The 14,089-nt window shown below is 57.4% G+C and carries 11 protein-coding genes; 2 read left to right on the forward strand and 9 right to left on the reverse strand.

The annotated features are described in order from the left end of the window. Positions 1-6 precede the first annotated feature (6 nt). From aaeB to aaeX, 3 genes are read right to left on the reverse strand one after another with little or no spacing between them, the layout of a single operon-like run. Positions 7-1,974, reverse strand: a complete 1,968-nt coding sequence (gene aaeB, locus BFV67_RS19770) for a p-hydroxybenzoic acid efflux pump subunit AaeB (RefSeq protein ID WP_008502841.1) — start codon at positions 1,972-1,974, stop codon at positions 7-9. A gap of 5 nt (positions 1,975-1,979) precedes the next feature. Continuing rightward, the gene (gene aaeA, locus BFV67_RS19775; RefSeq protein ID WP_008502842.1) at positions 1,980-2,912 is read right to left on the reverse strand and encodes a p-hydroxybenzoic acid efflux pump subunit AaeA; all 933 of its coding nucleotides are present in this window, start codon (positions 2,910-2,912) and stop codon (positions 1,980-1,982) included. A 7-nt stretch (positions 2,913-2,919) separates the two neighbouring features. Continuing rightward, complete coding sequence (gene aaeX, locus BFV67_RS19780) at positions 2,920-3,123, reverse strand: p-hydroxybenzoic acid efflux pump operon protein AaeX (RefSeq protein ID WP_003860416.1); 204 nt, start codon at positions 3,121-3,123, stop codon at positions 2,920-2,922. A gap of 179 nt (positions 3,124-3,302) precedes the next feature. Here aaeX and aaeR point away from each other — a divergent pair, with 179 nt between their 5' ends. Together aaeR and BFV67_RS19790 are read left to right on the forward strand one after the other, a co-directional pair. Then, the gene (gene aaeR, locus BFV67_RS19785) at positions 3,303-4,229 is read left to right on the forward strand and encodes an HTH-type transcriptional activator AaeR (RefSeq protein ID WP_008502843.1); all 927 of its coding nucleotides are present in this window, start codon (positions 3,303-3,305) and stop codon (positions 4,227-4,229) included. A 219-nt stretch (positions 4,230-4,448) separates the two neighbouring features. Then, positions 4,449-5,063 (forward strand): YagU family protein, encoded by a 615-nt coding sequence (locus BFV67_RS19790; RefSeq protein WP_008502844.1) that lies wholly within the window; start codon positions 4,449-4,451, stop codon positions 5,061-5,063. Positions 5,064-5,109: 46 nt separating this feature from the next. Here the strand turns inward: BFV67_RS19790 and tldD are convergent, their stop codons facing one another. The 6 genes from tldD to mreC all read right to left on the reverse strand — a co-directional run bounded on the left by tldD (position 5,110) and on the right by mreC (position 14,045). Continuing rightward, positions 5,110-6,555, reverse strand: coding sequence for a metalloprotease TldD (gene tldD, locus BFV67_RS19795; RefSeq protein ID WP_021242283.1), 1,446 nt, complete (start codon positions 6,553-6,555; stop codon positions 5,110-5,112). Between the two features lie 84 nt (positions 6,556-6,639). Beyond that, positions 6,640-10,437, reverse strand: coding sequence for an AsmA2 domain-containing protein YhdP (yhdP, locus tag BFV67_RS19800; protein WP_021242284.1), 3,798 nt, complete (start codon positions 10,435-10,437; stop codon positions 6,640-6,642). A gap of 41 nt (positions 10,438-10,478) precedes the next feature. Continuing rightward, the gene (gene rng, locus BFV67_RS19805) at positions 10,479-11,948 is read right to left on the reverse strand and encodes a ribonuclease G (RefSeq protein WP_008502847.1); all 1,470 of its coding nucleotides are present in this window, start codon (positions 11,946-11,948) and stop codon (positions 10,479-10,481) included. Further along, positions 11,938-12,531, reverse strand: coding sequence for a Maf family protein (locus tag BFV67_RS19810; protein WP_021242285.1), 594 nt, complete (start codon positions 12,529-12,531; stop codon positions 11,938-11,940). The genes rng and BFV67_RS19810 overlap by 11 nt, the downstream gene beginning before the upstream one ends. Before the next feature lie 9 nt (positions 12,532-12,540). Continuing rightward, a complete protein-coding gene (gene mreD / locus BFV67_RS19815) occupies positions 12,541-13,029 on the reverse strand; it encodes a rod shape-determining protein MreD (RefSeq protein WP_008502849.1) in 489 nt (162 codons plus the stop codon). Beyond that, on the reverse strand, positions 13,029-14,045 hold the full coding sequence (gene mreC, locus BFV67_RS19820) for a rod shape-determining protein MreC (protein ID WP_008502850.1): 1,017 nt from the start codon (positions 14,043-14,045) through the stop codon (positions 13,029-13,031). Before mreC ends, mreD begins: the two co-directional genes overlap by 1 nt. Between the last annotated feature and the right edge of the window lie 44 nt (positions 14,046-14,089).

Raw genomic sequence — 14,089 nt, forward strand, 5'->3', positions numbered from 1 at the left:
CTTCAGTCAGCTATCCGTGAGGGCATTCTGGTAGCGATGCAGCATCAACACCAGCCGTCCTACCGGCTCGGTCACCTGAGGCGGCGCTTCCCAGGTTTTAAGCTTCTCCTGGTAGATATCAAGCTCTGCAAGCAGCTGCGTAAAGTAGCGACGTCGTTTGTCATCACTGCTGGCGGAAAGCACGTGGTCCGCGGTACGACGCAGCTGGCGGTGCCAGGCCGACAGATCGTCGTTGATCGGCACCGGCGCATTGCGCAGACGCTGGTGTGCAATGATCATGGTCAGCGCCAGGCGGAACTTCGCAATGTCGCCCGGGAACTTGTTCAGCAGTAAAAACAGCTGCTGGTAGAGCGCGGGGAGGTGGTTCTCTTTACGGCGCGCGGTGTTGGTTGTCATCGACGAGACGGCGGCCGACACAAACTGGTTCAACAGCACGCGGCCCGTTCTTGCCTGCGAATTATCGCGGACCAGCAGAATCACCATCATCGCCAGGAAACAGCCCACCAGCTGACCTAACGCGCTGTCGAGGAACTGGCTGAAATGGAAGGTCATCGGGTTATCCAGCACGATGATATTAATCGTACTCGCCAACGCCCCCAGCGATCCGAGGCGGCGCTTTTGCACCTCAATGCCGATAAAGAACGCCATCACTGCCAGGCTAATACAGAGCAGCAGCATGCTCTGCTGCGTCGACGGGATGATGACCAGAAAATAGAGCGCGCCGATCGGCAGGGCGGCAAGGGTGCCGTACAGGAAATCGATGGCGACCATACGCGGGTTAGGCAGACGCATCGCCAGTGCGGTCACGACGGCAATCATCACCATCGCGCCGCTGCCGGACGTCCAGCCCGTCCACAGCCAGAACAGCGTGCCGAGCATACAGGCAAGCGTCGTACGCCAGAAGTTGACCATCGCGTGATGGCGCTCGGCGGATTCCGGCTTGATCACCACTTCGCCCTGCAGTACCTCTTCTTCCGCCGCGCTGATTTTGGTATTCCCGATCACGCCGCGTTTCAGCAGCAGGTAGCGCGTCGCGGCGCCGACCCAGGTGTAGATCGTTACCGGCGTGTCACGTTCCCCTGTCCAGGCAATAACCCTGCGCATACGCTTAAGCTGCTTGTGCACGTCCTGCACCGTTTCCACTGGCTCAGCGAACAGTTCGCGGAACGTATCGGTGACCACTTCCGGGCGCGTGTTCTGAATCAGGTAGGTTTCACATGCCTGGGTAATCAGCGTTAACGAGACCGTATTAAGGGCTTTCAGACGACGGTTAGCGCGAGCCCAGCGTGACGACTCCATATTGAGATTGCTGCGCATCCCTTCCAGCGCCTGCGTGCGGCGAACCAGCCCGCTCCAGGCTTTATCCACCTCTTCGCTGTCGCCGTGTTTAATGCAGAGCTGCATCAGCTGGTACTGGGCGACAATCAGCGCATCAAGCTCACGGTCGACTTCCTGCTTGATGGAGCGCGGGGAGAACAGCAGGTCCGCGACAATTGCACTCACGATACCAATGACAATCTCACTGCATCGCTCCACCGCAAACTGCGGAGCCAGCAGCGGCTCGGACTGGATGGTGATGATAATAATCAGCGCGGTATAGCCCGCCAGACCCCAGGCATAGGAGTTCTCCACTTTCACCAAAGACGAGATCCAGGTGCAGAAGCCCGCCCAGATACAGCACACCATCAGCATCAGCAGCGGCGTGCGGATCATCAGGATAATAATGGTGAGCGCCGCGATACAGCCGATGAACGTCCCGATGATACGCAGCATTCCGCGATAGCGGATCGCGCCTGAATAGGGTTCCCCACCCGCGGCAAAGGCGGGACCCGCCGCGACAATCGCGGCCGTCAGCACTGCCCAGCGCGGGGTTTCAAGCTGGAAGTGGAAGCCAACAAACAGCGCCAGCACAATGGCACACGCCAGCTTCACGGCGAAGCGAATGTGCTGGCTGGCGATGGAAAAGATGCCCATAGCGATTAACCAAACTCGCGCAGACGGTGGGCGATTTTACGGAAGAACGAGTCCTGGCTGGCATCCCGATCTTTCTCACCGGTAATCACCACCGTCGCCGTGGTACCCGCAGGCCACAGATTGCCCTGCTGTTCATCCAGGTGGATACGGACCGGCACGCGCTGGGCCAGACGCACCCACTCGAGGTTGGAATCCACCGTTGCCATCCCTTTTGCATCACGCGAACTGCTGGAGTTGGTGACCCCTGCGGCGACGCTGTCGACGGTACCTTTAAAGACGCGGTTGCTGCCCAGCGGCGTGATTTCTGCCCGATAGCCGGGACGTACGCCCTCCAGCTTGGTCTCTTCCATATAGGCGAGTACATAGAAAGAGTTCTGTTTCACCAGCGCCACGGCGGTTGAGCCACGGGTAATGAATTCCCCGGTATAGACGTTAAGGTTGGTCACCCAGCCATCAGACGGCGCGCGGATCACGGTACGCTCCAGATCGAGCTTCGCCAGATCGCGCGTTGCTTCTGCTTTCGCCAGCTGGTGCAGCACGGTTTGCAGCACGTTGTTGGACTGGTCAATCTCTTCACGGGACATTGCCTGAACGCCAAGCTGATTACGGCGGCCTGCCTCACGGCGTTTCTCCGCAGCCAGCGCCTGGTAATAGGCCACGTCCGCTTCCGCCTCTTCCAGCGCTTTCTGGTAACGAGGCTGGTCGATGGTGAACAGAACCTGATCTTTTTTCACCAGCTGGTTATCGTGAACGTTAACCGCCGTGATAAGACCGGCCACGTCAGGGGCGATGGCCACCACATCGGCGCTGAAGCGTGCATCACGCGTCCACGGTGATTCGGTGTAATAGACCCAGGCGCGGAAAATGGCAATGAAGGCGAGGATAACCAGCGCCATGGTGATGGCAGTGCGGGAGATTTTTCTTGTTAGCGTTTTCACATCAACCTCAGACAAACATGCGCGATATCAGGTAAAACAGGCAGCAATACAGCGCGGTATTGAACAATGCAGGGTGCCAGACGAAATCGTAGATCCCGGTAGGGACCAGCACCTTGCGCACCAGCCAGAAGATCGCCAGTGATAAAAGAAGCTCGAAAAATATCGGTGGGAACGACAGACCGAACACCACGATAACGGGAAACAGACTCATGTTGACCTTGATAAGAGAGAGTGCAGGCTTCAGAATTTTTTAGCGCACGCCACCGCAGGAGAGCAAGAAACGCCGGGCGAGAATGGCGCAGCCGTTATGTAATTAATAATATATTAACGTAACTGTTATGCTGTTATCTATAATATGTGATCTAAATCACTTTTAAGCCAGAGTGAACAATGGAACGTTTAAAACGCATGTCAGTCTTCGCCAAAGTGGTTGAACTGGGCTCCTTTACCGCCGCTGCACGCCAGCTTCAGATGAGCGTCTCCTCTATCAGCCAGACGGTGTCCAAACTGGAAGATGAGCTTCAGGTCAAGCTGCTCAACCGCAGTACCCGCAGCATTGGCCTGACGGAAGCGGGTAAAATTTACTATCAGGGCTGTCGTCGCATGCTTCTGGAAGTGCGGGATGTTCACGAACAGCTCTACGCCTTCAACAACACCCCCATCGGCACGCTGCGCATCGGGTGTTCTTCAACTATGGCACAAAATGTTCTCGCTGCCATGACGGCGGATATGCTGAAAGAGTACCCCGGGCTTACCGTCAATCTGGTGACGGGTATCCCGGCGCCGGATCTGATTGCCGACGGCCTGGACGTGGTGATCCGCGTCGGCGCGCTGCAGGATTCCAGCCTGTTCTCGCGTCGGCTGGGCAGCATGCCGATGGTCGTCTGCGCTTCGAAGAGCTATCTGGCCCAGTACGGTGTGCCGGAGAAACCTGCCGATCTCACCAACCACTCGTGGCTGGAGTACAGCGTGCGGCCCGACAATGAATTTGAGCTGATTGCCCCGGAAGGGATCTCCACCAAACTGCTGCCGGAGGGGCGGTTTGTCACTAACGACCCCATGACCATTTCGCGCTGGCTGGTGGCTGGCGCCGGGATCGCCTACGTACCGCTGATGTGGGTGATCAACGAAATTAACAGCGGCGTGCTGGAGATCCTCTTCCCGCGCTACCAATCCGATCCGCGTCCGGTGTACGCCCTGTATACCGAAAAAGACAAGCTCCCGCTGAAAGTCCAGGTGTGTATTAACTATCTGACCGAGTATTTTGTGGACGTGGCGGAGCTGTTTCAGGGGATGCGGGGAAGACGAAAGGAATAATGCATTTATTCCAGAACGCATAGGACCGATGAATATTCCCAGGATGAATCCCGTATTCATTCAGGAATATTCCTTCGCCACTATCAGGAATAGCTAATTGACACTACCGCCATCAGCCCATTACTTTATATGCAGTCTGCTCGTCAGGCTGTTATTAATTTGTTGCTGATATGAATAATAAAATGTATTTCGCAGGATGACGTTAAACAAGGAAAAGAAATGAATCTATTTGAACAAACACCGCCTTCACGCAGGCGCTATGGACTCGCCGCGTTCATCGGTTTAATTGCAGGGATCGTCTCCGCTTTTGTCAAATGGGGAGCCGAAGTGCCGCTTCCGCCACGCAGTCCCGCCGACTTATTCACCGGCGCATGCGGACCTGAGCAATTAATAAGAGCCGCAGGTCAGATTGACTGCTCCCGCAATTTTTTAAACCCTCCCTATGTATTTTTACGCGACTGGCTTGGCGTTGTCGATCCTAACGCAGCAGTTTATACATTTGCCGGACATATATTTAACTGGGTAGGCGTAACGCATATTATTTTCTCCATCGTCTTCGCTGTTGGCTATTGTGTCGTTGCTGAAGTCTTCCCGAAAATTAAACTCTGGCAGGGTTTGCTGGCAGGTGCGTTAGCTCAGCTCTTTGTGCATATGATCTCCTTCCCGCTGATGGGGTTGACGCCACCGCTATTTGAGCTGCCGTGGTATGAACACGTGTCAGAGATCGTGGGCCATCTGGTCTGGTTCTGGTCGATCGAAATTATTCGTCGTGACTTGCGTAACCGCATCACTCACGAGCCGGATCCGGAGATACCGCTGGGTAACTTACGTTAAAAAAAAGGCGCTACATCTGTAGCGCCTTTTTTTATGTTTGCTCAGGTCAGGCTGTGCCGCCCACCGTCAGGTTGTCTACTTTCAGCGTTGGCTGGCCCACGCCCACCGGCAGGCTCTGGCCCTCTTTACCGCAGACGCCCACGCCGTTATCCAGCTTCAGATCGTTACCGACCATGGAGATCTGCTGCATGGCTTCAATACCGGAGCCGATCAGCGTTGCACCTTTCACCGCTTTGGTCACTTTGCCCTTTTCGATCAGATACGCTTCTGAGGTAGAGAAGACAAACTTACCGGAGGTGATATCCACCTGGCCGCCGCCAAAGTTAGGCGCAAAGATACCGTAATCAACGGATTCGATAATCTCCTGCGGCGTGGATTTGCCCGGCAGCATGTAGGTATTGGTCATGCGCGGCATCGGCAGGTGCGCGTAGGACTCACGACGGCCGTTACCCGTTGGCGCAACGCCCATCAGGCGCGCGTTGAGTTTGTCCTGCATGTAGCCTTTCAGCACGCCGTTTTCGATCAGCACGTTGTACTGGCCGGGCGTACCTTCATCGTCGATAGCGACCGAGCCGCGACGATCGCGCATGGTGCCATCATCCACCACGGTGCACAGTTCAGAGGAGACAAGTTGACCAATCTGACCGCTGAATACCGACGTTCCGCGACGGTTAAAGTCGCCTTCCAGACCATGGCCCACCGCCTCATGCAGCAGCACGCCCGGCCAGCCGGCACCCAGCACCACCGGGAATGAACCCGCCGGCGCCGCGACGGCATTCAGATTCACCAGCGCCATGCGCACGGCTTCTTTTGCCCACGCGTCAGCGCGCGCTTCACCGTCAACGTCGCCCAGGAACCAGTCATAGCCAAAACGACCGCCGCCGCCGCTTGAGCCGCGCTCGCGTTTGCCGTCCTCATCGACCTGCACGCTGATAGAGAGACGCACCAGCGGACGGACATCTGCCGCCAGGGTACCGTCCGTTGCCGCCACCAGAATCAGTTCATACACACCGCTCAGGCTGGCTGAAACTTCCTGCACGCGTTTATCTGCCGCGCGCGCCACTTTGTCCACGCGGCGCAGGATATCCAGCTTCTCTTCACGGCTCATGCTCTGCAGCGGATCGATGCTGGTATAGAGCGCAGAGTGCTGCACTTCTCCCAGGGTTTTCACGCGACCATCGCCGGTATCACGCACAATGGTGCGCGCGGCCTGCGCGCTCTGCTCAAGTGCGGCGAGGCTAATCTGATCGGCATACGCAAAACCGGTTTTCTCCCCGCTGACGGCGCGGACGCCAACGCCCTGGTCGATGTTGTAAGAGCCATCTTTAATGATGCTGTCTTCTAAAACCCAGGATTCGTGATAGCTCGACTGGAAATAAAGGTCGCCGTAGTCGAGACGGCGTTCGGTCAGTTGACCAAGAATGGAGAACAGGTCCTGATGGTTCAGGCCGTTCGCTGCGAGCAAATGTTCACTTACCAGGTTCAGACTCATCGTATTGCTACTCGTTCGTTGCCGCCCGTGGCGGTATAAAGATCGTATTTATTGAGAGTGAGGCAATTACCTGCCCACGTCAAATCATTGCTGTGCATCTTTGCGCGGCTGGCGCAGCACCTCGTTGATCTGCGGTTTATCGACCGGACCGGTAATGCGGTAGCGCAGAATGGAGACCTTGCTCCACAGCGGCCCTAGCACTTTACTGGCGGCAAACACCGCCGCACCGACAATCGGGTTCACCACGAAGGCCGCCGCAACGCCCACGCTCGCGGAAATTTCCGGCGCCACCACGGCTTCCATATCCAGCTCGCGGCGCACGAGGTTGACCGAGCCTTTCATGGCGATATCCGCTTCCAGGCCATCCACCAGCGTATCGTCCGTATGCAGAACGCCGTCCTTGATCCACGCCGTACTGCGGATGGAATCGTAGTAGAACCCTTCGCTGAAGGTATCGCTGAAATCGAAGCGCAGCTTGCGCAGCAGCGCATCAAAACTCAGCAGGCGCAGGATCTGCCCGGCGCGCCCCGTGCTCACGTCGGCGATTTCACCTTTGCCGAAGCGGGTTTTCAGAATGCCGTTCAGCGAGGCCTCATCCGGCTTCCACGGGGCGTCGCGCCAGTGAAGATCGTAATCGACGTCAAATGACGAACCGCGCAGCGGCGTGCTGATGCCAAAGAAATTGGCTGCCGCATCCAGTTTGTTGCCTTTAATGTCTCCCTTGAGGGACGTTCGCTGCTCGCCCGGGTTATTCACCCATTCCCCGCCTGCCGTCATGCGGCCAAAGCCAGTGTCGATCAATCCACCGGTGAGCGTAAGCGTATTTCCCTGAATGGCAAAATCACCGTCGATACGGCCATATTTCTGTCCCCACAGCCAGCACTCCGCGCAGCGCAGCTGGAGATCGGGCCAGCCGCTAAAATCGACGCGGGAGGTTTGACTCAGCGGCGAGGTATCCGCCGGTTTATCTTTACTCGCGGCGGCCGGGTTGTAGTAGAGATAGCGGATCGCCGCCTGCCACGGCGCGTGATTGCGCATGGTCAGCGTGCCGTTGATCTCCCGGCCCTGGGCCTCCACTTTCGTTCCGTTAGCAGCAGGCTGCGAGACAATACTCAGGTTGTTCCACTGCTGCCCGCCCAGCATCAGCGACGGCGTGCGTACGGTAATGGTTTGCGGGAACTGGGCGGTTTCATCAACATTTTGCCCAACGCCTTTCTGGAACAACGCCAGCCACTCTGCACCGTCCATCGGCGGCAGATTCAGCTCAACGCCCGTCTGCTCTGGCAGCGGCGGCGTGGAGCGGCTATCCGTCGTCCAGATGGCCCTGTCGAGGGTGAGCTTGCGGTTAAGCAGCCAGCGGCTGTTGAAGTGGTTCGTCCCGCCCGCGTTTCCGGTCAGCGCGAAGCTGTTCAGGTTGCCCTCGACGTTCAGCTTCACCGGCAGCGGCTGTCCGGCCTGTTTATCCAGCGGCGCAGGCAGCTGGCTTCGAAGATTCTTCAGATCCCCCGTGATGTCGACCTTGTACTGGGCACCCGCGTGATAAGGCAGGTCGATTGCTACTTTACCCTGCCAGGCGACCGCCCCCTCCACCGACGCCTCAATCGGCTTCGGCAGGACATCCATTCGCGCTGGCTGCCAGTTACCGTCCAGATTGACGGCCACCTGATACGCCTTTTCACCCTCTGTGGTCGTGAAGTCGATATTCACGGGCTGATTAAACCAGCTGGCGGTCAGCGGCTCGCTCTTCAGGTTACCGTTCTCAAAGCTGAACTGCCCGCTGAGATTTTTCAGGGTGCTCTCAAGGGGTTTAATGTACAGACTGTTGTTCTTCAGACGGACGTCGCCTTTCGCAGTGGTCATCTCACCGTCCAGCGGGATATCAAGATGTAAGCGAGCATTCACATCGCCATCAAGCTGCAGCTGCTGAAGCGTCGCCGCCAGCGACTCTTTCAGGGGGGTCTCCTCAAAGTACGGTCCCACCGCCTTGCCGGGACCGTTGATGTCGGCATCAATCAGCAGCTTCTCTTTTGAGTAGTCCGGAATGTTGGCCGTCAGGTTGCTGGCCGTTACGCCGCCCAGCGCCACGCTGTCGGACTTCATCCACAGGCCGTCATTGAGGAAGTTAAGTTCGATATCCAGGTTTTTCAGCGCGGGCCAGCCCGGCTGGAACGCGAAGGTGGCGTCATGCAGCGGCACCAGAACCTGGAACTGACCTTCATTATGTTTGTACGGGAACAGATGGGGGTTACCGCCGTAGACCAGCGTGGCGTTTTCCGCCTGACCGCCCTGAATTGCGCCGCTCAGATAGTCGACCAGCGCTTTACCCATCAGGTTTTCCGGGAAATAGCGCCAGGCCTGCGAGCCATCATCGGTACTGATTCCGGCCAGAATACCCAGCCACGGCTCGTCCCCCTGCGGTTGCAGATAGCGGAAGTCACCCCGCGCGTGCACCGCTTTGGCTTTGACGTCGATATGGCGACCATCGAGCTGGAAGCCCTTATCGTTACGGAGCCAGTTAAGCACTGCGTTGCCCTGTTCGATTTCCAGCGGCGCGCGGAAGACCGTCTCGTACGGCATTCTGGCGTCGTGCATATCAACCGTCAGCCTGCCGTTCTCCACGCTGCCTTCCAGCTTGCCGCTAAAGTGCTCCGCACCCGGCAGCAGCTTCCACTGCTTCCAGGCAAGATCTTTCCATGTTGCCTGGAAACGGGTTTTTTCCGTCGCCTGAAGCGGGATATCCAGCGCCAGAGAATCGATCTTTCCGCTCGGCTGCGTAGCCAGCCAGATCTCGCCCAGGTCTGGAGAGAGCTTTGCCGCCATTGAGCGCAGCCCTTCAATGGCGGCCAAATCCAGGTTGCTGGCGCGGATGCGCAGCTCGTCGCTGCGTTTACTGGCCGTGCCGCCAACGTCCTGCTCCGGCATCCAGGCCAGCGTCAGCGCACCGCGCGGCCACGGCTTGCCGTCCATCGCGATCCGCGTATCGGGAATGGCAAACTGCCAGCCTTCTTTCTCCTGCGTCACGTGGGCGGTGAGGTTATCGACGGAAAGCTGATGCTGTTGTTTTTCGCCTTTCCAGCTCGCGCCCCCCTGCTTGAGCCAGATATCGCCGCTGGCAAATTCGCCTTTCGTCAGGGTCAACCAGCCTTCAAGGCTGAATCGGGCCGTTTCCAGCTGCATATTCTGCTGGAGCCAGTCGCCCAGCCACGGTTTGACGTCCACATCGTCGGCCTGCAGCCAGACTTTGCCGTTATTTAGCAGACCGTCATCGTCACGCAGATCCATGCGCACCTGCATCACGCCGTGCTGACCGTTCAGGCTGGAGAGACTCACCTGCCCCTCAGCGCGGTGCCGGTTCCTGCCGTTGAGCCAGGTCAGCTGGGGGATCGCCAGTTCCGCACGCTGGCCGGAAAGGGTAATAAAGCTCACTTCGCTGTCGCGCAGATCGAAATGATCGAACTGGCGCAGGAAAAGATCGCTGAAACGGTTGGCCTCAAGCCCCTGGCTGCTGTCGCCGCCGGAGATGGGCGTATTGGTCAGAAACTGAAGCTGATAAAAGGTGAGATCGCGAAACTGCCAGCGCAGATGCAGCAGGCTTTGCCAGACGTCCAGCGCCAGGGTCACGCGTTTGATTTTGAGGTGGCCGCCATCTTTCAGGCTGGCGTTGATATCCCGCACATCGAGCGTCGGGCCAAAATTCTGCCAGCTGGCGCTTACCTGGCTGACGTTCACCGGCACGCCGGTGGTGGATTCGATTTTTGCCAGCAGCTGCGGACGCCAGCTGTCCAGATGCGGTAAAACGAGGCGTAGCCCGCTCACGAGCAACGCGACAATCACGACCAGCGTTGCCCCTGTAAGCAATAAAATCCCCGGCAATCGCCTCACGCATCTCTCCTTGTCAGCTTTGGTCACGCAGCGTACTGCGCTTACATCATCACGACGTCAAACTGCTCCTGGTTATAGAGCGGTTCAATTTGTACTTTTACCTGTTTGCCGACAAAGATTTCCACTTCCGCCAGCGCGTGTGACTCTTCGCCTTTCAGCGCTTCAGCCACCGCAGGGGAAGCATAGACCAGAAAACGATCGGAGTCGTAGGCATGATGCACACGCACAATTTCACGCATGATCTCGTAGCAGACGGTCTCAACCGTCTTTACCGTTCCGCGTCCATGGCAGGTCGGGCATTCATTACACAGCACATGCTCCACGCTCTCGCGGGTACGCTTACGCGTCATTTCCACCAGCCCCAGCTGTGAGAAGCCGTTGATGCTGGTTTTCACGCGATCTTTACTCAGGGCCTGCTCAAGCGAGTGCAGCACGCGGCGGCGATGGTCTTCATTACTCATATCGATGAAATCGATGATGATAATGCCGCCCAGATTGCGCAGACGAAGCTGGCGCGCAATGGCCTGCGTGGCCTCGATGTTGGTGTTGAAGATGGTGTCATCTAGGTTGCGATGGCCGACGAACGCGCCGGTGTTGATATCGACGGTGGTCATCGCTTCGGTCTGATCGATGATCAGATAGCCGCCGGACTTCAGTTCAACCTTACGCTCCAGGGCACGCTGGATCTCGTTTTCGACATCATAGAGATCGAAGATCGGCTGACGCCCGGTGTAGTGCTCCAGCAGGCCTGGCATCTCCGGGATATATTCAGCGGTAAACTCCAGCAGCGCTTCATACGTCAGGCGGGAATCCACGCGAATGCGGTCGAGCTGCGCGTCGGCAAAGTCACGCAGCACGCGCTGCGCCAGCGCCAGCTCACCATAGAGCTGATAGCGGGTCTGGTTGCGTTTTTTACGCTCCATCACTTTTGTCCAGACGCGCTTCAGGTAAGCCGCATCTGACGCCAGGTCTTCCTCGCTGATCCCTTCCGCGGCGGTGCGGATGATAAATCCGCCCTGTTCATCGCAGTAGGCGCTGACGACTTTCTTCAGGCGCTCGCGCTCGCTTTCGCTCTCAATACGCTGCGAAACGCCCACGTGCGACGCGCCGGGCATAAAGACCAGATAGCGGGAAGGTAAGGTGATATCGGTGGTCAGACGGGCGCCTTTGGTACCAAGAGGATCTTTCACCACCTGCACCATTAAGTCCTGCCCCTGACGCACCAGTTCAGAAATGTCGCGCACGGCAAACTGCTTTTGCTCTTCGCCCGCGACGCACTCGGTGTGCGGCATGATGTCGGAGGCATGTAAAAATGCCGCCTTATCCAGTCCAATATCTACAAAAGCCGCCTGCATACCCGGCAGTACACGACTGACACGACCTTTGTAGATATTGCCTACTATTCCGCGCCGCGCTTCACGCTCAATATGAATTTCCTGAAGAATGCCACCGTCAATATAGGCCACACGGGTTTCCGATGGCGTTACGTTTACCAACAATTCAGCCGTCATAATTATCCCTTCCCTCACGCAGTGAGTTAAAATTGCTCAGCAACTCATACGTTTCCACCAGCGGTAAGCCGACTACGGCGTGATAGCTGCCATGAATCTTCCTGACAAAACAGCCACCCAGCCCCTGAATACCGTATGCACCTGCTTTATCCATCGGTTCACCGCTGGCAATATAAGCGGCGATCTCGTCGTCGGTAAGTACTCTGAACGTGACATCCGTCACCACCAGGCAATCCAGCACGTGCTGGCGGTCCGCCAGCGCGACGGCCGTCATCACCTGATGCGTTTGCCCGGACATTTTGCGCAGCATGCGCGCCGCGTGTTCGGCGTCATGCGGTTTCTCCAGCACTTCACCGTTAAGGATAACGATGGTATCAGCTCCCAGCACGGGCAGATCGCGCGGCACGCAGGCCACGCCCGCCTGCGCTTTCTCGCGCGCCAGACGTGACACGTACTGTTGAGCACTTTCGCCCTCAGCACGTTTTTCTTCAATGCCGGTCACGATGCGTTCAAAAGAGACCCCAAGCTGCGTCAGGAGTTCCTGACGGCGCGGGGAGCCGGAAGCGAGATACAAAGACGTCATAGAAACCTTTTATTGCACAGCAAACTGCTGGCGAACCTTACGCATCAGCAGGAATAGCCACGGCCAGAGCACACCGTTTACTACACTACTCCAGAACACTTCCGGTCGGAAAGAGACGTTGATCACTAAAAACTCTGCCCAGAAAACAACGATATCCGCAGCAAGCGACAACAGCATCACGACCAGGGCCTGTTGCCAGAGCGCGAGGTTACGGAAGAGCTGGAATTTCAGTGCGACGAGGTACGCAATAATGCTCATGGACAAGGCGCGTACGCCCAGCGTAGAGCCACTAATGAGATCCAGTATGGCACCCATCACAAAACCCGTGCCGACATTTACGCGATGCGGCAGGGCAAGGATCCAGTAGAGCAAAATGAGCAAGACCCAGTTTGGCCGGAAAACGAGAATGTTATCCGGCCAGGGCATAATCTGCAGCAACAGTGCAATGAGGAACGAGAGCCAGATGACCCAGCGTCCCTGGCTACGATAGCTTGCCACTACTGCCCTCCCGAAGAGAGTTTAGGCGGTGGCGGCGCATCCGGCAGCGGCTGCGTTAACCCCGTTGCCGGTGCCGGGACTGGCGCAGGCGGCCCCATAGAGTCCGCTGGCGGCAGAACCTGCGGCATCATCTGCATAAGACGTTCGTTAGCCACGCGATGGACCTCTTCAGGCGTCATCGGGTTAGTACCGTTACGATCGGCGCCCCACAGCAGCAGCAGGTAGCGCAGACGCTGTAAACCGGCGGTTGGACGCGCCTGAATCACGGTATAGGCACGCTGCGTATCCAGCTTCACCGAAGAGACCACCGCAACCGGATAGCCTTCAGGGAAGCGGCCACCCAGACCGGAGGTCACCAGCACGTCGCCCACGCGGATATCCGTGTTGGCCGGCAGGTGTTCCAGCTGCAGATCGTCCGTACAGCCGTTCCCGGCCGCAATCACGCGGATGTCGTTGCGCAGCACCTGGATCGGCAGCGCATGCGTGGCGTCGCAAATCAGCAGCACGCGGCTGGTCAGTTTGGCGACGGCAACAACCTGGCCTACTACGCCTTTATCACTGATGACGGGCTGGCCTTCATACACCCCGTTGACGCTCCCTTTGTCGATCACAACCTGATCGCTGTAAGGGTCGTTCACGGTGGAGATCACCTGGGTAACCATCTTCTGCTCATCCTGACGCAGCGGCGAGCCGAGCAGCTCACGCAGACGCGCGTTTTCCTGCTTGTATTGCCCCAGCATCAGAAGTTCGCTGTTTTTCAGCAGCAGTTCCTGGCGTAATGCCCGGTTTTCAAGTTCGAGCTGGTCTCGTGAAGACAGCGTTTGAGAAACGGAGTCGAGCAGTTCACGGGGACCATTTGATATAAAGTAGAAAGGACTGACGGCGGTATCCATGTACGTTCGGATCTGGCTGAACGTACCGAGGCGGCTATCGGCAATAATGACCCCAAGCGCAACCAGAACCGCCAGAATGAGGCGAAACTGTAGCGATGGGCCACGGCTAAAAATTGGCTTCATAGGCTATGCGTATTCTCGCGTCAGAGAGAAAGGGTAGCAAATTG

The sequence above is a fragment of the Enterobacter roggenkampii genome, from assembly GCF_001729805.1.
Lineage (GTDB): Bacteria > Pseudomonadota > Gammaproteobacteria > Enterobacterales > Enterobacteriaceae > Enterobacter > Enterobacter roggenkampii.